The organism is Actinacidiphila acididurans, assembly GCF_016918855.1.
Lineage (GTDB): Bacteria > Actinomycetota > Actinomycetes > Streptomycetales > Streptomycetaceae > Actinacidiphila > Actinacidiphila acididurans.
The window spans coordinates 32890-53564 of record NZ_JADKYB010000025.1 but is presented as its reverse complement, the minus strand read 5'-3'; the positions used below and the strand labels follow the sequence as shown (position 1 = coordinate 53564).

The 20675-nt window shown below is 72.7% G+C and carries 11 protein-coding genes and 3 pseudogenes; 10 read left to right on the top strand and 4 right to left on the bottom strand.

What is annotated here, in order from left to right:
* Window positions 1-178: 178 nt before the first annotated feature.
* From ITX44_RS33525 to ITX44_RS33515, 3 genes and pseudogenes are all read left to right on the top strand, one after another.
* Window positions 179-820, top strand: a pseudogene (locus ITX44_RS33525) (PadR family transcriptional regulator); the annotation flags it as partial.
* A gap of 684 nt (window positions 821-1504) precedes the next feature.
* Window positions 1505-2521 (top strand): ATP-binding cassette domain-containing protein, encoded by a 1017-nt coding sequence (locus ITX44_RS33520; RefSeq protein WP_205362360.1) that lies wholly within the window; start codon window positions 1505-1507, stop codon window positions 2519-2521.
* Window positions 2522-2592: 71 nt separating this feature from the next.
* Complete coding sequence (locus tag ITX44_RS33515; RefSeq protein ID WP_236062168.1) at window positions 2593-3342, top strand: ABC transporter permease; 750 nt, start codon at window positions 2593-2595, stop codon at window positions 3340-3342.
* A 142-nt stretch (window positions 3343-3484) separates the two neighbouring features.
* Here the strand turns inward: ITX44_RS33515 and ITX44_RS33510 are convergent.
* A pseudogene (locus ITX44_RS33510) lies at window positions 3485-4330 on the bottom strand (siderophore-interacting protein); the annotation flags it as partial.
* A 415-nt stretch (window positions 4331-4745) separates the two neighbouring features.
* On the opposite strand from ITX44_RS33510, the gene ITX44_RS33505 reads away from it, so the two are divergent.
* Window positions 4746-6398, top strand: coding sequence for a cellulase family glycosylhydrolase (locus ITX44_RS33505; RefSeq protein ID WP_372441071.1), 1653 nt, complete (start codon window positions 4746-4748; stop codon window positions 6396-6398).
* 174 nt (window positions 6399-6572) lie between these two features.
* Here ITX44_RS33505 and ITX44_RS33500 read toward each other — a convergent pair whose 3' ends face one another.
* Window positions 6573-7595, bottom strand: coding sequence for a DUF4331 family protein (locus ITX44_RS33500; RefSeq protein ID WP_205362345.1), 1023 nt, complete (start codon window positions 7593-7595; stop codon window positions 6573-6575).
* Between the two features lie 249 nt (window positions 7596-7844).
* On the opposite strand from ITX44_RS33500, the gene ITX44_RS33495 reads away from it, so the two are divergent.
* The 3 genes from ITX44_RS33495 (at window position 7845) to ITX44_RS33485 (ending at window position 12140) form a co-directional block, all read left to right on the top strand.
* Complete coding sequence (locus ITX44_RS33495) at window positions 7845-8795, top strand: LysR family transcriptional regulator (RefSeq protein WP_205362343.1); 951 nt, start codon at window positions 7845-7847, stop codon at window positions 8793-8795.
* 233 nt (window positions 8796-9028) lie between these two features.
* Window positions 9029-10111: a fatty acid desaturase family protein gene (locus ITX44_RS33490; RefSeq protein ID WP_205362341.1), complete on the top strand. Its 1083-nt coding sequence runs from the start codon at window positions 9029-9031 to the stop codon at window positions 10109-10111.
* 247 nt (window positions 10112-10358) lie between these two features.
* Window positions 10359-12140, top strand: coding sequence for a G1 family glutamic endopeptidase (locus ITX44_RS33485; protein WP_205362339.1), 1782 nt, complete (start codon window positions 10359-10361; stop codon window positions 12138-12140).
* A gap of 139 nt (window positions 12141-12279) precedes the next feature.
* On the opposite strand, the gene ITX44_RS33480 is transcribed toward ITX44_RS33485, so the two are convergent.
* The gene (locus tag ITX44_RS33480; protein WP_205362337.1) at window positions 12280-15207 is read right to left on the bottom strand and encodes an Ig-like domain-containing protein; all 2928 of its coding nucleotides are present in this window, start codon (window positions 15205-15207) and stop codon (window positions 12280-12282) included.
* A 454-nt stretch (window positions 15208-15661) separates the two neighbouring features.
* Between ITX44_RS33480 and tdh the strand changes: the two genes are divergently transcribed.
* The 3 genes and pseudogenes from tdh to ITX44_RS33465 form a co-directional block, all read left to right on the top strand.
* Window positions 15662-16690 carry an L-threonine 3-dehydrogenase gene (gene tdh / locus ITX44_RS33475; RefSeq protein ID WP_205362602.1) on the top strand — a complete coding sequence of 343 codons (1029 nt, stop codon included), beginning with the start codon at window positions 15662-15664 and terminating at the stop codon, window positions 16688-16690.
* Between the two features lie 49 nt (window positions 16691-16739).
* Entirely contained in the window at window positions 16740-17933 is a 1194-nt protein-coding gene (locus ITX44_RS33470) for a glycine C-acetyltransferase (protein ID WP_205362335.1), read from the top strand.
* A 110-nt stretch (window positions 17934-18043) separates the two neighbouring features.
* Window positions 18044-18937, top strand: a pseudogene (locus ITX44_RS33465) (LysR family transcriptional regulator); the annotation flags it as partial.
* 384 nt (window positions 18938-19321) lie between these two features.
* Here ITX44_RS33465 and ITX44_RS33460 read toward each other — a convergent pair.
* Window positions 19322-20356 (bottom strand): LuxR C-terminal-related transcriptional regulator, encoded by a 1035-nt coding sequence (locus tag ITX44_RS33460; RefSeq protein ID WP_205362331.1) that lies wholly within the window; start codon window positions 20354-20356, stop codon window positions 19322-19324.
* Between the last annotated feature and the right edge of the window lie 319 nt (window positions 20357-20675).

Genomic DNA, 20675 nt, shown 5'->3' with positions numbered 1-20675 from the left:
GTGTTTCGCCGCGATGACACCGCCATGTCGGGTCGGCGCCCAAGTCCTCACCGGGCCGAAATACGCGATACATCGCGGTTGACGCGAGCGTGAGACGCGATATGCTCGGTCACGGATATACGGCAACGAGTTGTCGTTGCCGTACCGCATCCGCGGCACCCGTGACACCCCGAGGGAGGTGAGGACGACGGCGGCCCGGCGCAAGCTCTCCAATCCCCTGGCCCTGGCGGTCCTGGTCTTCCTCAACGAGCGGCCCATGCACCCGTACGAGATCGCCCGCCTGCTGCGCCACCGCGGCAAGGAGGACAGCATCAAGATCAATTACGGCTCCCTCTACACCGTCGTGCAGAACCTCGAAAAGCACGGCTTCGTCGAGGTCGCCGGAGTGCAGCGGGAGGGCAACCGCCCCGAGCGGACGCTCTACGGCCTCACCCCCGCCGGCCGCGCCGAGACCCACGACTGGCTCGCCGAACTCGTGGCGGTCCCGGTCAAGGAGTACCCGCTCTTCGAGGCCGCGCTCTCCCTGATCGGCGCACTTCACCCGGACGAGGCGGCCGACCTCCTCGCCCGGCGGGCCGACGCGCTCGAGGCGCACGCCGCGGGCGTACGGGAAGCCCTGGCCGGGCTGACCGGCCGCCTGCCGCGCATCTTCCTGATCGAGACCGAGTACCAGCTCCACCGGACCGAGGCCGAGGCCACCTGGGTCCGCGGCCTGCTCGCCGAACTCGCCGACGGCACGCTCAGCGGCGCCCGCGAGTGGCGCACCTGGCACGACACCGGCCACGTACCGGAGGGCTGGGCGGACCTGGACACGGACCCGGACCTGGGCGCCGACGCGGGCGCCGCCCCGGGTACGGACCCGGACCTGCCCGACGGGGCGGGCGCCGCTCCGGACGCGCCCGCGGAATCGGCTCCGGGTACGGACGCGGATCCGGCCTCGGATACGGACCAGGACTCGGAATCGGCCCCGGATACGGACGTGGATCCGTCATCTGCCCCGGCCCGCGACCCGGGCGACCCGTACGGCACGGCAGCCGATACGACGGATGTGGCCCACGCGGCCGACCCGGAGGGACCGACACGGAGGCCCTGATGCGGAAAACCTGACCACGGGACCCGGCGCGAACCCGCCGCCGTACACACCGTCACAAAAAACCCGGCGCCCGCTGCGGCAACAGCGGACACCGGGCACACCGTCCCCGGGCCCTGCGGCCCGGGACCACCGCCGGCGCCGCGCGGAGCGGCGCACGGGCGATTCGAGGTGCGGCACACCCACGATAGCCCGGCTCTCCTCCGCACGACGCCCGGTACTCCGGCGCCCGGCGCGCCCGGCCGCGTACCGACCACGTACGCACCCGGGCAGGTACGCCCGCACATACGCGGACAGGCATGCGCACGTACACAGGCATGCCCGTACGCACCTGTGTCCGTACATCCGCGCCCCGCCGGACGGACCCCGTCCCTCGCCGGTAACGACCGGCAACCCCCTAGCGGAGGGCCACCCATGACCAGCCCCGCGCCCGCGGTAGCGGCGCACGACCTGACCAAGCGTTACCCCGGCGGGGTGACGGCGCTCGACGGCCTGAGCCTGACCGTCGCCGCCGGCACCGTCGTCGGCCTGCTCGGCCCGAACGGCGCCGGCAAGTCCACCACCGTCAAGATCCTCACCACCCTGGCCCGCCCCGACGCCGGCACCGCGATGGTCGCCGGGCGCGACGTCCTGCGGCACCCGGACCGGGTGCGCCGCGCCATCGGCGTGGTCGCGCAGAAGTCGGGCGCCGACCCGGTCGCCACCGGCCGGGAGAACCTGCTGCTCCAGGGCCGGCTGTACGGGCTGCGCGGCGCCGCACTTGCCGCCCGGACCGCCGAACTGCTCGCCCGATTCGATCTGACGCAGGCCGCCGGCCGGCCGGTACGGACGTACTCCGGCGGCATGCAGCGCCGCCTCGACGTGGCGCTTGGCCTGATGCACCGCCCGCAGGTGCTGTTCCTGGACGAGCCGACCACCGGACTCGACCCGCAGGCGCGCACGGCCATGTGGGAGGAGATCGGCCGGCTGGCCGGCGAGGAGGGGCTGACCATCCTGCTGACCACCCACTACCTGGAGGAGGCCGACCGGCTCGCCGAACGCATCGCGATCGTCGACCGCGGCCGGGTGGTCGCCGAGGGCACCCCGGCCGACCTCAAGGGCGAACTGCGCGGCGACGCCGTCCACGTGGAACTCGCGCAGGCCCCGGACCCGGTGACGGCCGGGCTGCTGCGGGCCGCGCTGGGCGAGTTCGCGGGCGTACGGGACACGGTGGTCGACGGCCGCCGGGTCAGCGCCCGCGCCGACGACGGGCCGGCCACGGTGCCGCACGTGCTGGCCGCGCTGGAGCGCCAGGGCGCGGCGGTGGCCTCGGTCACCGTGGCCCGGCCCTCCCTGGACGACGTCTACCTGCGGTACGCGGGCCGCCGCTTCCACGAGGCCGACACCGCGCCCGCCCCCCTGCCCGCTGCCGCCGCCGGAGGTGCCCGATGAGCGCCGCAACCGCCGCCCCGCGACCGTCCGCTGCTTCCATCCGGTCCGGAGTCCTGGGCCAGACCTGGTATATGACGCAACGTCAGCTCATGGCGATCGCGCGGCAGCCCGCGTACGTGGTGATCACCCTGATCCAGCCGGTGATCTGGCTGTTCCTCTTCGGCTCGCTGTTCCGCAAGGTGGTGGAGCTGCCCGGCTTCACCGCGTCGGGGACCTACCTGGACTATCTGGTGCCCGGCGTGGTGGTGATGAGCGCGGTGTCCAGCACGATGTGGGCGGGCATGGGCACGCTGGAGGAGATCGAGCGCGGCACGCTGAACCGGTTCCTGGTCACCCCGGTCAGCCGGGCCGCACTGATGAACGCCAATGTGGTGCAGCAGGGGATCACCACCGCCGCCCAGTCGGCGCTGATCGTACTGATCGGCCGGCTCGGCGGGGCGCACTACCCGGGCGGCGTCCCCGGCCTGCTCGTGCTCGTCGCCGCCTCGGTGCTGCTCGGCACGGTCTTCGGCGCCTGCTCCAACGCGCTGGGCATGCTGGTACGGCAGCGGGAGAGCATCATCGGCGTCAACACCTTCCTCCTTCTGCCGCTGACCTTCCTGTCCTCCGCCTTCATGGCGCCCGCCCTGATGCCGTCCTGGATGCGGCACGCCGCGAGCGCGAACCCGGTCAACTGGGCCCTGGTGGCTAGCCGTTCGGCCATGACCGCGGACCCCGACTGGGCCCGGGTCCTCGGCCGCGGCGGCGCTCTGCTGGCCCTCGCGGCGGCCGCGGTGTGGCTGTCGACCCGCACGTTCCGGGCGTACCAGAAGGCGGTGTGAGGCCGGGGGAGTGAGGCGCGGAGGCGGCCGTACGGAGCGGGGCGGGTCGTACGGAGCAGGTGCGGCCCACCCGCGGTCGGACCGTTCGCGGGACCGTACGGGAAGGCGCCGCGCGGACACCGACCGTACGCACCGAGCCCTCGGCCCGCTCCTGCTCCCGCTCGACTTCCGCGTTCCACTCCCGCTTGGAGGACTGCCAGCCGTCCTCGTCGCTGCCGCGCCGCCAGTAGCCGGAGACGGACAGCCGCTCGAGGGGCACCCCGCGGTCCAGCCGCAGCCAGCGCCGCAGCTCCCGTACGAAATGCGCCTCGCCGTGCACGAAGACCTGGACGTCGCCGTCCGGCAGGCCGGCCGAGGTGACCGCCTCGACCAGTGCGGCGCCGACCGGCCGGTCGCCGCGGTGCACCCACACCACCTCGACCTCGCCGGAGGCGTCGAGCTTCTGCTCCTCCTGCGGCCCGGCCACCTCGACGAACACCTTCGCGAGCGCGCCCGGCGGCAGGTGCTCCACCGCGGCGGCGACGGCCGGCAGCGCGCTCTCGTCCCCGGCGAGCAGGTGCCAGGCGGCCGCCGGATCGGGGGCGTAGCCGCCGCCCGGCCCGAGGAACCAGATGCCCTCGCCCGGTCGTACCCGCGCCGCCCACGGCCCGGCCAGCCCCTCGTCGCCGTGCACCACGAAGTCCACCGTCATCTCGCGGGCGGCGGGATCCCAGGCCCGTACGGTGTACGTACGGGTCCGCGGCCACTGCTCGCGCGGCAGGTCGCGACGGACGGCCGCCAGGTCCAGCGGCTCGGGGTAGGTCGTGCCCGCGGGCGGGAAGACCAGCTTGACGTAGTGGTCGGTGTACGCGCCGACCGCCAGATCGGCGGCCGGGTCGACGGCCAGCACCACCCGCACCATGTGCGGCGTCAGCCGCTCGGTGCGCACCACGGTGGCGTGCTTGGCGGTCGGGGTCCTGCGCTCGGGTCGTTCCGCCGCGGTCGTCATGGCCTCGCCCCGCTCTCTCGCTCGGCTCGCTCGTTCCGGACCGTTCCGGCTCGTTCCGGACCGATCCCCGGTACCGGACCGAGTACCGGACCCGTATCCGGTTAGGCAAGCCTAACCCATGGCCAACTCATCTCCACCGGCCATCGATTCACTTCTTGAATGCCGCCTTCCCCCTTGACGTCCAACATGTGGCGTCGGTTCCATACAGATGCGCCTTGGGAGCGCTCCCACACCGGCTCCCGCGGTCGCCGCGCACCACGAACTGAAGAAATCCCCCCACAGAGCACACCTCGACCCATGCGCTCCCACCGTTCCCCCCACCGAGAGGACACGCACCGTGGTCGTTTCCCCGGGCTCGTCGAGCCCCCTGAGCCGTCTGCATGCCTGGCGAGGGCCGAACCGGGTGCGGGCGCTCCTGGCCGCGGCGCTCGCCGCCGCGCTGTTCGCCCTGCTGTCCCTGACCGGCCAGTCGCCCGCCCGCGCCGCCGTCGCCGCACCGGCCGCGGCCGGCGCGGGCACCGGCTACTGGCACACCAGCGGGCGCGACATCCTGGACTCCAGTAACCAGCCGGTACGTATCGCCGGCATCAACTGGTTCGGCTTCGAGACGTCGAACGAGGTCGTGCACGGCCTCTGGTCGCGTGACTACAAGAGCATGATCGACCAGATGAAGTCGCTGGGCTACAACACGATCCGGCTGCCGTACAGCGACGACATCTTCAAGCCGGGCGCCACGGCCAACAGCATCAACTTCTACAACATGAACACCGATCTGCAGGGCCTCAGCCCGCTGCAGATCATGGACAAGATCGTCAACTACGCGGGCTCGATCGGCCTGCGGGTCATCCTGGACCGGCACCGCCCGGACTCCAGCGGGCAGTCCGCCCTCTGGTACACCAGCTCCGTACCCGAGTCGACCTGGCTGACCAACCTCAAGGCGCTGGCCACCCGTTACCAGGGCAACACCGCGGTCGTCGGGATCGACCTGCACAACGAGCCGCACGACCCGGCCTGCTGGGGCTGCGGCGACACCACGATCGACTGGCGGCTGGCCGCCGAGCGGGCCGGCAACGCGGTCCTGGGCGTCAACCCCAACCTGCTGATCTTCGTCGAGGGCATCCAGACCTTCAACGGCACCTCCGGCTGGTGGGGTGGCAACCTGATGGGCGCCGGCCAGTACCCGGTCCAGCTGAACGTGGCCAACCGCGTGGTCTACTCGGCCCACGACTACGCCACGTCCGTCGCCCAGCAGACCTGGTTCACCGACCCCAGCTTCCCGTCGAACATGCCTGGCATATGGGACAAGTACTGGGGCTACCTCTTCAAGCAAAATATCGCCCCGGTGTGGGTCGGCGAGTTCGGCACCACCCTGCAGTCCACGACCGACCAGCAGTGGCTCAAGGCGCTGGTCGACTACATGCTGCCCACCTCCGCCAATGGCGGTGACAGCTTCAGCTGGACCTTCTGGTCCTGGAACCCGGACTCCGGTGACACCGGCGGCATCCTCAAGGACGACTGGCAGACCGTCGACACCGTCAAGGACGGCTACCTGACCTCCATCAAGGCCCCCACCTTCGGCGGCACCGGCTCCACGGGCGGCACCTCGTCGGGTACGTCCTCGGGTACGTCGAGCGGTACGTCGTCGGGTACGTCGTCCGGCACGAGCAGCGGCACCTCGTCGGGTACGTCGAGCGGTACGTCCTCCGGTACGACCACGGGAACGACGTCCGGCACCACCTCGGGCAGCACCACCGGCGGCACCGGCAGCAACGGCTGCACCGCCACCTGGCACACCGACAACTCCTGGTCCGGCGGCTTCACCGCCACGATCACCGTGACCGCCGGCAGCACGGCGATCAACGGCTGGAACATCGCCTTCACCCTGCCGTCCGGCGTGCAGGAGACCAGCGGCTGGAACGCGACCATCACCCAGACCGGCACCTCGGTGACCGCCAAGAACCTCTCCTACAACGGCGCCCTGGCGCCCGCCGGCTCCACGAGCTTCGGCCTCCAGGGAACCGCGAGCGGCACCATCAGCGCCCCCGCCCTCACCTGCACCGCCTCCTGACAGGCGCCCGCTATAGGGCGAGCCCGAACTGAACCACCCCCCGGCTCCCGGAACCATCGGGAGCCGATCAGGCCGGCCGGTCCCCTGACCGGCCGGCCTGCTGCGTTTCCCGAGCCGAAGGAGGCGCCGAGGCAGCGGGCGCTCTCCCCGCCGCCCGTCGAGTGCCCGTCCTGCTCAGACGGGGACGACGTACGGGAAATCGGCGCGGCGCGCCTGCGCCGCGGTGGCCGGGGTCAGCCCTGCGGGCACGCCCATGTTGGTCACCAGCGAGAGCATCGCCTCCGGCGCGTTGTCCGCCAGGGTGCGCCCGTTGCGCGCGGCGAATCCGTACTGAGCGGGGCTGCCGACGACGTAGGGCAGTACGTCGGGCAGCAGTTGCCGGGCCACCTCCTGGCCGTAGCCCTCAGGGTCGGTCGAGGTGCCGGTGGCCGCGACCACGGCGGTGACGCGCTCCGCGATGAACGCGCCGGCGGCCGCGCGGTCCTCGGACGGATGCCGGGTGTTGGCCGGGTTGGAGAAGTCGGTGTCGCCCGGCCAGAAGATCGGCCACATCATCGGATGGCCGGCGCGGTTGATCTGCCGCCAGCCGCCCGCGTCGGTGGCCAGCTTGGTCGCCGCCCACAGCCCGATCCGGGTGCCCGGACGCAGCACCGGATGCTCGTGCGAGATCTCCAGCACGATGGTTTCCACGGTGGTCCCGGCGAAGGTGTTCTTCGCCCGTCCCGGCTGCCAGCCGGACAGGTCGACGGCCGTGCCCTTGCCGACCGCCTCGTTCACCAGGGCGAGCAGGGACAAGTCGATGTAGAACGAGTCGGCGATGCGTCCGGCCCACGCCCGCACACCGTCGCCCGCCACCGTCTCGCCGGTGCGCCCCTCCAGCACGAGCCTGCCCTCGGCGGCGTCCTCGCGCGCGTCGTCGCCGGTCAGGACCTCGAGCCGCAGGTTCTGCCGGCCGGCCGAGTCGGGCCCGGCGAACGCGAAACGGTAGGTGAGGTTCTCCTGGTCGGCGCCGTCGACGTGGACCTTGAACTCGTAGCGGGCCTCGGGATGGAAGCCCGGCTCGGCGTAGACACCGGTGATGTTCGAGTTGACGTCCATCACGAACACGGTGCTGTTCTCGCCGGGAAAGGCATAGAGGTCGTCAAGGAACAGCTGGCCGTTCTGTGCCGCCAGCGGTGTATCGAGGTGATGAGACATGAGGGGGTCCATTCCACTGCGCTCGGGGCGGGGCCGTCGAGACTGCACGGCGTGGGCGCAGTACGAGCCCGCGCGCGCTCCGCCGGCGCATACGCGTCAGAAGATGCTGCGGCCCACGGCAACAACTGTGCTCCACACGGTGCGAGCCCGCGACTCGTCGACCGGATCAGGAGGTCGCGCCGTTCATCCTGCTCGGCGGACAAGGACGCCGGTAGCCACCCATCGGGAATGCGGCGATAATCCCCGGTTATGAGTGCGTCGCCACCGGACCCCACCAGTCTCACGCTGCTGACGCTCGTGGCGGAGACGGGCAGCCTGGGCCGGGCGGCCGAGAGGATGGGGATCAGCCAGCCTGCGGCGAGCAAGCGCCTGGGCCAGCTCGAGCGGCTTCTTGGCCTCCGTCTGGTCGATCGGGACACGCGCGGTTCGGCGCTCACCGTGGAGGGCAAGGCGGTGTGCCAGTGGGCCGGGAAGGTGCTCGACGAACTCGACGCGCTGCTCGCGGGTGCGGCCGCGCTGCGCGGCGAGCGCGAGACCGACCTGCGGCTGGCCTCCAGCATGACCTTGGCCGAACACTTCGTGCCGCGGTGGATCGGTGCGCTGCGGCAAACCTCGCCCGACGTGCTGGTCAGCCTCAAAGTGACCAATTCGGAGCAGGTCGCAGCGCTGGTCACGGCCGGCGAGATCGGCCTGGGCTTCGTCGAGGCGCCCACGGTGCCTCCCGGGCTCGGCTCCTGCCAGGTCGCCTCCGACCGGCTGGCCGTCGTGGTGGCCCCGGGCCACCCATGGGCGCGACGCGACGAACCGGTGGACTTGGCCGAACTGGCCCGCACCCGGCTGATCGTGCGCGAACCGGGGTCGGGCACCCGCGAGACGATCGAGCGCTTGCTGGCCGGCGCGGGCGTCAAGCCGGCAAGGCCGTTGATGGTGCTGGACGCGAACGCGGCGGTGCGCGCCGCTGTGGCCGACGGCGCGGGCCCGGCGGTGCTCAGCGCGGTGACAGTGCGCGAGGACCTCGCTGCCGGCCGCGTCGTGGAGGTGCCGATCGGCGACGCGGACCTGCGCCGTCGGCTGCACGCCGTGTGGGCCGAGGACCGGCGGCCGACCGGCGCAGCCGACCTGCTGCTCCGGATCGCCCTGGGCAGCAGCGGCCGGACGTCCGTCACGCCCGGGCATGGCGAACCTCGGCTTACAAGGTGATGTGACCCTGGCAAGGTTGCATGGCCGAAGCACCGCCCTCCGCAGTCGTCACGCTGCACAGGCCGGGCCCGGGTGGGGTTTTCCCCCGGTGCTCCGGTGGGTGGGCCCCCGCAATGGCCGGGTGGAGGCGTCATGGCCGCGGACGGGCGCCGGTTCGTAGCGTCGTGGGTGCGGCCGGGCAAGGCCGCCGATCTGCGTCGTTCGCGCCCCCTGAAGCCGTCCGAGGAGCACTCATGCCCGCATCCAGCAGCGCCCTTCCCGTAGCGTCGGCCCCGCCGCCGCGGGCCGAGCGGGCTCGGGCGGTACGGCCGCGGCCGGAGCCGTCGGGCAGCGAGTTCGCCCCGCTGCTGCGCCAGGTCAGGGACGCCGGGCTGCTGCGCCGCAGGACCGGCTGGTACGCGGCGATGATCGCGGTGAACGCGCTGGCGACGGCCGCGGTGTGGACCGCGGTGGTGCTGGTCGGCGGGACCGGCTCGTGGTGGGTCACGGCGCTGGCGCTGCCCGCCGCGGTGCTGTCCGCGCGTACCGGGTTCATCGGGCACGACGCGGGCCACCAGCAGATCGCGGCGGGCCGGCGGGCCAACCGGATGCTCGCCCTGCTGCACGGCAACCTGCTGCTGGGCATGGGCGCGAGCTGGTGGACGGACAAGCACAACCGGCACCACGCGAACCCCAACCATGTCGGCAAGGACCCGGACGTGGAGGTCGGCGCGCTGGTGTGGTCGCGGGCCCAGGCGGTGGAACGGGAGGGCTTCGCGCGCTGGCTGACCAAGCACCAGGCGCGGCTGTTCTTCCCCATGCTGCTGCTGGAAGGGCTGGCCCTGAAGGTGGCGAGCTTCCAGGACCTGCGGCGGCTGTCGTGGCGCGACCGGCTGGTGGAGGGCGGCCTGCTCCTCGCGCATCTCGCCGGGTACGCGGCCCTGTTGCCGACCGCGCTGTCGCCGGCCCGGGCGGTGGTGTTCGCGCTGCTGCACCACGCGCTGATCGGCCTGCACCTGGGCTGCGCGTTCGCGCCCAACCACAAGGGCATGGCGATGCCGGAGGAGGGCGCGCGGTGGGGCCATCTGCGGCGGCAGGTGCTCACCTCCCGCAACGTCCGCGGCAACCCGGTCACCGACTTCCTGCTCGGCGGCCTCAACTACCAGGTCGAGCACCACCTGATGCCGAGCCTGCCGCGCCCCCACCTGCGCCTGGCCCAGCCCCTGGTCCGCGCCCACTGCGCCCGGCTGGGCGTGCCGTACACCGAGACCGGGCTGCTCGCCTCCTACCGACAGGCCCTGACCCACATGCACGACGTCGGCGCGCCACTACGCTGACCCCGCCCCCCCCGCGAGGCGGGCCGGACCGTGGCGGCTTCGGATTCTCGGCGGCGCGAAGTGCGTGCGGAACGGCACAAATGTGTGTTGTGACGGGCGAACGGGGTGGTTACGGTCTGCTCAGCGATGTGGGTGACCGTGGAACGGTGACCCGCGGCACGACCGGTTCTCGGCCCGGCCGTCACCGTATGGCGGCCGGGAGCAGTGCGCGACAGCTCGTTCCCTTCCCGTCGAGGAGTGCTGCCCAGTGCGCGTGTTGCGTTCGCTCGTCGTCCTCGCGTTGTCCATGGCTCTCGCGCTCGCAGGCACCGCCGCCGCGCGCGCCGCCACCGCCGCTCCCGCCGGCCAGGACCACCGTCCCGCGCCCGCCCCCGCGCCCGGCGTCCAGACCGGCACGAAGCCGCACCTCGAATCCCGCCCACAGGTCCCCGCCCACCTGGCCGGCCGGGCCGCGGCACGCCCCGGCGGCGTCATCAACCCCGCGGCCACCTCCGGCAACTGGTCCGGCTACGCACAGAGCACGGCCAACGACGCCATCGCCAGTGTGACGTCGAACTGGGTGCAGCCGTGGGTGGACTGCCGCAGCGGCGGGGCGGTCTCCACCTGGGTGGGGATCGACGGCGCGCAGGGAGCGCCCTTCTTCCCCAACGTGGAGCAGACCGGCACGCTCGCGGCCTGCTCCGGCGGCGCCGCGCACTATTCCGCCTGGTACGAGATGGCGCCCGCCGCGCCCATCTACTACGGCAACCCCGTGCAGCCCGGCGACAACATGACCGCCACGGTCAGCGTCGCCAACCGGAACACGTACACACTGCGCCTGGTCGACATCACGCAGCAGTGGACCCAGAACACGGTGATCACCTCGCCCACCTTCCTGCCCAACGCCAGCGCCGAGGTCATCCTGGAGGCGCCCACCGACGCGAGCACCGGCCGGATCGTGCCGCTCCCCGACTTCGGCTTCGCCGGCTTCAACGGGTCCGCGTCCAACGGCACTTACATGACGGCCGCCAACTCGAACGCGATCGACATGGCCGACCCGAGCGGCGGCATCGCCACGACCGGCGGCATCGGCGGCACCGGGTACTTCACCGTCAGCCACGGCAACGGCGGGAACGTCACCGGCACCCCGAAGATCGCGTTCCAGAGCAGCGACTTCGGCGGCGGCCTGCTGCACACGTCGACGCCCTCGGGGGCCGGCTACCTGGGCCAGACGATCCGGCAGAACACGAGCCCGGCCGTCACCTCCCTGCCGGGCGGCGGCTTCGAAACGGCGTTCGCCTCGAACAGCCCGACCGGCAGCCGCGCGGTCCTGACGGTGTCCGGCACGGCGCTGACCTTCAACACCCAGTTGGGGATGATGCCCAACAGCAGTCCGGCCATCGCCGCCGCGCCCGACGGCAGTTTCAAGGTGGTCTTCCAGTCCGACACCGGGCAACTGTGGTCGTACACCCCGCAGACCGGCGGGGTGCCGCTCGGCTACCAGATGATGCCGGGCACCAGCCCCAGCATCGCCGCACTGGCCGGGGGTGGTTACGAGACCGCCTTCCAGGCCGACACCGGCCTGCTCTGGGAAGTCGGCAGCTACATCAACTTCAACACCCAGCTCGGCATGGCCTCCGGCACCAGCCCGAGCATCGCGGCGGCCTCGGACGGCAACTTCCAGGTGGCGTTCCAGGCCAACACCGGCGGCCTGTGGACCCAGGACCTGACGCGCGGCGGCGTCCCGCAGGGGTACACGATGGCGCCCGGCACCAGCCCGAGCAACACCGCGCTGGCCGGGGGTGGTTACGAGACCGCCTTCCAGGCCGACACCGGCCTGCTCTGGGAAGTCGGCAGCTACATCAACTTCAACACCCGGCTGGGCATGCGCGCCGGCACCAGCCCTTCCATCACCGCGGTGCCCGGCATCGTCCTGGAAGTGGCCTTCCAGGCCAACACCGGCGTGCTCTACACCCAGGACCTCGCCCACGGCGGCGTCCCGCAGGGCCAGGGCATGCCGCAGAACTCCAGCCCGGCGATCACCACGTGACCCGCGCGACCACCTTCGCCGCGCACGCGGCACAAGCCCCCGCACCGCGATGAACACGGCGCCCGCCCCATCAGGGGCGGGCGCCGTGGCGTGGGTCCCGGACCCGTCAGCGCGCGGCGCCGCTCACCGGGGTGTCGATCTAGTTGTCGATCTCCAGGCCGTCGAACGTGGCGTAGGAACCAGAGAGCTTGGTGACGACGATCGTGTGGACCCCTGCCGGGAGCGGGCCGCTGCTGTAGACGGGGGCGTTGGCGTGGCGGGCGCCGTCGGCGGGCACCGTGTCGACCACGACGGCCGGGTGGCCGTCGATCGAGACGCTGATGTCGCCCTGGTCGGTGTACTCCTCGCCGAAGACGGTGACGGCGGTGCCGATGAAGGTGGAGCTGAGGCTGTTGCCGTTCGTCGTGGTGTAGTGGACGTCGTCGTCGAGGTCGCCGAAGCCCCGGTTGTTCAGGTAGTCCCAGCCGGAGTAGGCGATCGACGGGTCGGTGTCGTTGATACGGGCCGCGGCCGGCGGGGTGCCGACGTAGACCAGTACGGCGGCCGACGTCTTCGAGGTGACGCCGGCGGGGTCGGACTGGACGGCGGTCAGGGTGCGCTGCCCGGCGGAGGCGCCGCTGATCGTGCAGGTCCAGGTGCCGTCGGGGCCGGCCGTCGTGGTGCACGAGGTGCTGTCGGTGCTGTCGGTGACCGTCACGGTGTTGCCCGCGACCGCGCTGCCGCGTACGGCGATTGCCGCCGCCAGGCCGGTGGCGCCGTTCGCGGGGCTGGTGATCACCGGCCGCGGCACGTACGGGCCCACGGTGACGTCCGTGCCGTCCGCCCCGGCGGGCACGGTGGCGATCAGGAAGCCGGGCGAGACGAACTGCACCGCGCTCGCCTGCTGGCCGCCGAAGAACACCGCAGTGGCCGATGTGAACCCGGCGCCCGCGATCAGCACGCGGTCAGTGGCGGAGCCGGCGGACACCGGAGCGGGCGCGGAGATGTAGCTCGTGCGCAGCGGGACGCTCCCGGCCAGCGCCTGGTGCGCGTCGGTGACGCCCGCACTCGCCAGGACGGAGACGGGGACGTCGTCCGGTCCGGGGGACGCGGGGATGGCGGTGTTGCCGCTGATGTGGGAGTCGACCGGCCCGTCGCAGATGTAGTAGCCCGCCGAGTCGGAGAACCAGTTGCCGGTGACCCAGAAGTGGCCGGTGGCCGAGCAGCCGCCCTGGGCGCCGAGCGAGTCCAGTGGGTGGAACTCGACGTTGCCGCTGAAGCCGATCCACTCCGAACCGGCGTCGTCGTAGAAGGCGTTGAAGCGCGAGCCGTCGTTGTAGACAACGTTGCCAGTGACGTGCAGGCCGCCTGCGAGCGTCGCGGCCGCGTCGATCGTGCCGTCGGCGGCGTACACGTACTGGGCCTGGTGGCCCTCCATGTAGATCGCGCCGCCGTCGTCGAGGACCTGCATGACGTCGAAGATCAGGTTGTCGCTGAGGGTGTTGTCGGCGTTGATGTTGGTGGAGTTCTGCGGGTGGGCGGCCTCGTCGACGTGGCCCTGGATGACGCCCGCGGTGATGCCGGTGTACGGCAGGTCGTAGAGCTCGTTGTGGCTGATCACGGTGTGCCGGCTGAAGAGCAGCGTGATGCCGCAGGCCGAGCGGTAGTCGGTGCCGACGTCGTGGATCACGTTGTCGGTGACGGTGGTGTGGTCGAGGATCTCGTTCTCGCCGACCGTGTCACCGCGGACCAGGTCCGGGTCGGGGGTGCAGTTCGCCTCGATCACCGAGGCGGGCGTCTGCGCCGGGGTCGGGTCGTAGGTGCAGCCGAGGGACAGCGCGGTGGAGGCGATCGCGGTGAACTCGTTGCCGTCCACGACGTTGTGGGTGCCGCCGTACATGAAGCTCAGGCCCGCCCCGCCGAGGTCCACGAACCGGTTTCCGGTGAGCGTGACCCGGCTGGCCCCGCTGAAGGCGACGTTGGCCAGCGGCTGGGTGAGCGCGCCCCACGGGCAGCTGCCGGCGGGGTCGGAGAAGGTGCACAGCCCCTGGTTGGTCGCGCCGGTACGGTGCAGGTTGCTCTGCACGTCCGCGAAGCCGGTGGGCAGGGAGGGGGCGTTCCAGGTGGCGTAGGAGAACTGCAGCCCCGCGAAGGTCAGGTCGTGCAGCGGCCGGGCGAGGCTGCCGGCGCCCTGCACCAGCTTCTCCAGCCGGGGCAGTTCGACGTCGAGGCCGGTCATCCGGCCGTTCGGCGGCGCGTAGAGCAGTGTGGACGCGGCCGTGTCGAGGTACCAGTGGCCGGGCGCGAGGAGGCTCGGTGCGTTCTGGATCGTGGCGGGCAGCTGCGAGGTGGACATCGAGGGCAGGCCGCCGGTGCCCTGGCTGAAGGGGGCGATGTCGGTGACGTTGCGCCAGCACGGCTGGTCCATCGCCAGGGTGCTGCCCGACATCGAGGCGACCCCGCACTTGGAGTCCGTCCACGCGCCGTTGCCGGCCGGGTAGTCGAATTCGACGCGGGCCAGCTCGGCGGGGGTCAGGCTCGCGAACCAGGCTTTCGCGGTGGGGTCGCCCGACAGGTCGTAGCCCGTGGCCGAGCCGGACCAGTTGCCGGAGAAGTGCAGGGCGGCCGGGGTGGCCTGGGCGATCGGGGCCTCCTTGCCGTCGACGTAGAGCTGGCGGGTCGCGCTGCCGTGGGGTACGTGGGCGGACCACACACCGCTGTGCCCCACCTCCTGCCAGCCGTTCACCCGGGTCGCACCCGAGATCACCGGGTGGGCGCCGGGTGCCGCCTCCCACACCACGGGGTGGCCGGGCGTGCCGGAGTCGGCGGCGCCGAACGTCCAGGTGCTGCCCAACCGGTAGGTGCCGTCGAGGAGTTCGACGCGGACGTCGGACGCCTGCCCGCCGGACTCAAGGGTGCGCACCTTCGCCTGGGCGGTGGTGAGCGAGCAGGGGGTGTGAGCGGTGCAGGCCGCGGCGTCGCCGTCAGGCGCGGCCCACAGCACCACCGCGGGTGAGCCGCCGTCCGCGGCCTGCGCGGGGGCCGCCGTGATCCCCAGCGCTCCCGCGCCCGCCAGGCCGAAGGCCATCGCCGAACCGAGGATTCTGCATGCTGACGCCGTCCATCTCATATGTGCTCCGGGAACCGTCGACCCCGCGGGTCCGCCCACAGGGGACCAAGACATCCGATGACCGCCGCAGCCTGACACCGGCCTGTGGTGGCGTCAACAGGTGTGCAGCAAAGTCGATGGAGATGCGGCGCTCAGTTGGACGCAAATGGTGGGATGTCTAAGAGATGAGCGCTGCCGCCCGGGCGGCGTCGGCCGGTGAGGTACGGGCCCAGGTCTCCTGCTCCCTCCGTGCCCGCGGCCTGAAGGAAAACTGCGGCCGCGCTTAAGAAAAGCTCGATGGACCGGGGCCGGGACCCTGCGGAAGATTGCTCCCGTCGGCAGCCGGGAACGCCCCGGCCGCGGTCGGGCGACCGCCGTGGGGCGTGATTCGTCCTGCCCTGCCGCGGTGGAGTGGACGACGGGAGCCGGGACGTTGAAGGCGTTGGTCAAGGACAGGGCGGAGCCGGGACTCGCGCTCACGGACGTGCCCGAGCCGGAAATCGGCCCCGGCGACGTACTCATCAAGGTGCTGCGCACCGGGATCTGCGGGACCGACCTGCACATACGGTCCTGGGACGGATGGGCGCGGCAGGCCGTGCGGACGCCGCTGGTGCTCGGGCACGAGTTCGTCGGCGAGGTCGTGGACACCGGCCGGGACGTCACCGACATCCGGCCCGGCGACCGGGTCAGCGGCGAGGGCCACCTGGTGTGCGGCAAGTGCCGCAACTGCCTCGCCGGGCGCCGCCACCTGTGCCGCGCCACGGTCGGGCTGGGCGTCGGCCGCGACGGCGCCTTCGCCGAGTACGTGGCGCTGCCCGCGTCGAACGTGTGGGTGCACCGGGCGCCGGTCGACCTGGACGTGGCCGCGATCTTCGACCCCTTCGGCAACGCCGTGCACACCGCGCTGGCCTTTCCCCTGGTCGGCGAGGACGTACTGATCACCGGCGCCGGCCCGATCGGACTGATGGCCGCGGCCGTGGCCCGGCACGCCGGAGCCCGCCACGTCGTGATCACCGACGTGAGCGAGGAGCGCCTGGACCTGGCCCGCAAGGTCGGCGTCAGCCTGGCGCTGAACGTGTCCGGCGCCACGATCGCCGACGGCCAGCGCGAACTCGGCCTGCGCGAGGGCTTCGACGTCGGCCTGGAGATGTCCGGTCACCGCGACGCCCTGCGCGACATGGTCGCCAACATGACGCACGGCGGCCGGATCGCGATGCTCGGCCTGCCCACGGAGGAGTTCCCGGTCGACTGGGCGCGGATCGTCACCTCCATGATCACCCTCAAGGGGATCTACGGCCGGGAGATGTTCGAGACCTGGTACGCCATGTCGGTGCTGCTGGAGGGCGGCCTCGACCTCACGCCCGTGATCACCGGCCGGTACGGCTTCCGCGACTTCGAGGCCGCCTTCGACGACGCGGCGAGCGGCCACGGCGGCAAGGTCATCCTCGACTGGACCGCCTGAGCCCGCCGGCTGAGCCCCCGCCCCCGCCCCCTTCCGGGAAGGAACCGACATGTTCGACTCCGTACGCGACGACCTGCGGGCCGACCTCGACGAGATCCGCGCCGCCGGGCTGCACAAGCCCGAGCGCGTGATCGGCACCCCGCAGTCCGCGACGGTGAGCGTGACCGCGGGCGGCCGCCCCGGCGAGGTGCTCAACTTCTGCGCGAACAACTACCTGGGCCTGGCCGACCACCCCGACGTGATCGCCGCCGCCCACGCCGGGCTCGACCGCTGGGGGTACGGCATGGCGTCCGTGCGCTTCATCTGCGGCACCCAGGAGGTCCACAAGGAACTCGAGTCCCGCCTGTCGGCCTTCCTCGGGCAGGAGGACACGATCCTGTACTCCTCCTGCTTCGACGCCAACGGCGGGGTGTTCGAGACGCTGCTCGACGAGCGGGACGCGGTGATCTCGGACGCGCTCAACCACGCGTCGATCATCGACGGCATACGGCTGTCCAAGGCCCGCCGCCTGCGCTACGCCAACCGCGACCTGGCCGAGCTGGAGGCCAGGCTCAAGGAGAGCCAGGACGCCCGGCGCCGCCTGATCGTCACCGACGGCGTGTTCTCCATGGACGGTTACGTGGCCCCGCTGCGCGAGATCTGCGACCTCGCGGACCGCTACGGCGCCATGGTCATGGTCGACGACTCGCACGCCGTCGGCTTCGTCGGACCGACCGGCCGCGGCACCCCCGAACTGCACGGCGTCATGGACCGCGTCGACATCGTCACCGGCACCCTCGGCAAGGCGCTGGGCGGCGCCTCCGGCGGGTACGTGGCCGCCCGCGCCGAGATCGTCGCCCTGCTGCGCCAGCGCTCGCGCCCGTACCTGTTCTCCAACACCCTCGCGCCCGTCATCGCGGCGGCCTCGCTGACCGTCCTCGACCTGCTGGAGTCCGCGGGCGACCTGCGGGACAAGCTCGCCGCCAACACCGCGCTCTTCCGCCGCCGGATGACCGAGGAGGGCTTCGACGTCCTGCCCGGCGACCACCCCATCGCCCCCGTCATGATCGGCGACGCCGCCGAGGCGAGCCGCATGGCCGAGTTGCTGCTGGACCAGGGCGTGTACGTGATCGGCTTCTCCTACCCGGTGGTGCCGCACGGCCGCGCCCGCATCCGCGTCCAGCTCTCGGCCGCCCACTCGACGGACGACGTGAACCGGGCCGTGGACGCCTTCGTCGCCGCCCGGGCCCGGCTGGCGGCCTGACGGCGATGGCCTGACGGCTGCGGCAGGGGACCGGCGCCCGGCCGGGTGACGGAGCCGGGCGACCGGACCGGGTGACGGGACCGCCGGACACGTCTGGGAGAATCGTTCACATGATCGACGCGCGGCGGCTGCATATCCTTCGTGCGGTGGCCGACCACCGTACGGTGACCGCTGCCGCCGCCGCGCTCTACCTCACCCCCTCCGCGGTGTCCCAGCAGCTCACCGCGCTGGAACAGGAGACCGGCCACCGGCTGGTCGAGCGCGGCGCGCGCGGGGTGCGGCTCACGGCGGCCGGCGAGATCCTGCTCGACCACACGCACGCGGTGCTGGCCCAGCTCGAACGCGCCGAGGCGGAGCTGGCCGCCTACGGCACGGGCGAGGCGGGCACGGTCACCGTCGCGTCCTTCGCCACCGGCATCGGCCTGGTCGTCGCCCCCGCCCTCGCCCGCCTGGCCACGGCCGCACCCGGCATCCGCCTGAAGATCCGCGACGCCGAGGGCGACGCGAGCCTGCCGATGGTGCTGGGCCGGCAGGTCGACGTGGCGGTCGCCGTCGAATACCGCGGCGCCCCGGGTGTCGGCGACCCGCGCCTGACCCACGTCTCGCTGTACGCGGAACCCTTCGACGCGGTGCTGCCGGTCGCGCACGAGCTCGCCGGCGCGGACCGGGTGGCCCTGGCGGGACTCGCCGACGACGAGTGGATCGGCCCGTACCCCGGCAATCCCTGTCACGACGTCGTCGTTCTGGCCTGCGAATACGCCGGGTTCCAGCCGCGCCTGGAGCATTCCTCGGACGACTTCCGGGCCGTCGTGGCGCTCGCCTCGGCAGGCGCCGGCGTGGCCCTGGTGCCGCGGTCGGCCCTGGCCGGCGTCGACCTGACCGGCGTCGTCGTCCGCCCCGTCGACGGCGTCGCCCCCACCCGCCGCGTCTTCGCCGCCGTCCGCCGCGGTGCCGAGGACCACCCCCTGATCCGCCCGGTGCTCGACGCGCTGCGCGAGGCGGCCCCCGTTCGCACGGCCGTCCCGGCAGGCGGGCCGGCCGACGGTACGGACAGCGGCGAACCGGAACTGGCGGCGCTTCGGTAGTCGCCGGCCGCGCGGAGTACACCCTCCGCACCGAGCGGGCTCCTGGTGAACATGCCGTGGCCGACCGCCTGCCCGGCCCGCTGGTCCGGCTCCCCGCGTTGAGGAGGACCCGCGGCTTCCCGCACCGGGACGGGCTGTCGCCCGGTGGTGGGGCCGTCTCCCGGCCGGTGGACGTGCCGACCCCCCCGGCTCGCTGGTCCGGCTCCTCGCGGCGGGGGAGGACCCGCGGCTTCCCGGACCGGGGACGGGCTGTGGCCGTGGTCCAGTGGAGTGCCGTCTCCCCGCTGCCAGCCGCAGGGACGGTCAGCGGCCCGGGGTCAGCCAGCCCCGCTCCTGCGCGAGCAGCGCGATCTGGAAGTGGTTGCGCGCGCCGAGCGCCGCGCCGATGTCGCTGACGTCCTTCTGCACGGTGCGCCGGCTCACCCCGAGCGTGCGGGCGATCGTCTCCTGCTTCATGCCGAGCGAGAGCAGCCGCAGCACCTCGCGGGCCCGCGGGTTCGGCGTGTCCGCCGCGGGCGCCGGCGGCACCGGGCGGGCCTCCTGCCCCCAGGGCACCCCGTGCTCCCACAGGCTCTCGAACAGCGCCCCCAGCACGTGCAGCAGCGTGGGGGAGTGCACCAGCAGCGAGCCGGCCGCCGCGTCGTCCCGCCGCAGCGGCATGATCGCGGTGGTGCCGTCGAAGAGCACCAGCTTCATCGGCAGCCCGCTGGACAGCCGTACGTCGCCGCCGATCTCGACGCCGCGCCGCGCGGTATCCAGCGACACCTCGTCGGTGAGGGTGTCGCTGTCGTAGACCGACCGGAAGCGCACCCCCGCGCGGATCGCCGCCGCCTGCACGGCCAGCCGGTCGGGCACCCCGTCGACCGCCGCGACGTACGGCGGCATCACCAGGTGCAGCACCTCGTGCCGGGCCGCCCGCAGCAGGTGGGCGTAGCGCGCGGTGACCCGCTCCTCGGTGTCGAGGATCTCGAACTGGTCGGACGCGAAACGGTGGTTGGTCACCGAGATGTGCACCTCGTGCAGCCGCTCGGCGTGGGTCTCCAGACTCGCCAGTTCCTCGCGGCGCCGGGCCAGCAGGGTGCCCAGCGCCGGGCGCGGCGGGCTGGCGCTCCAGCGCGCCCCGCGGCCGCTGACGCGTACCGCGAGCAGTTCGGACTCCAGCAGCCGAAGGGCCCGCGCGGCGGCGGCCGTCGAGGTGCCGACGGCGGCCGCGGCCTGGGCGGGCGCCGTCTCCGGGTGCCCGACCAGGTACTCCAGGATCCGCCCGGCCAGCGGCGGAAGGCCGAGCCCGCCCCAGGGCGCCGACGGGACCTGCGAGATCTGCGGCTCTGCGGCCATCGGGCGGCCCCCCTGCTGTCGTTCACCGGTGGGAGTGCCGTGATCGTATCCCCGCCGCCCCGCACGTCCGCCGGGCGGGGGAGCGTTCCCACGGCCATTGCGCCCGGGCGGCACATCGCCCGAATCCGGGCACTACGGTGCCAACTCCCGCCCGGCGGCGAGTGCCGACGTGCGCCGGTGGTGCACCCCACGTCGCGCGAAAGCGCAACTGCGCTCAGCCGCAACGGCATTCCCTTGTCCCCGGGGGCGCCCCCGCCGCAAGGTGATCAGCATCCTTGCGCCGCACACACCGGTCACCGGCACGCCCACCCCGCTTTCC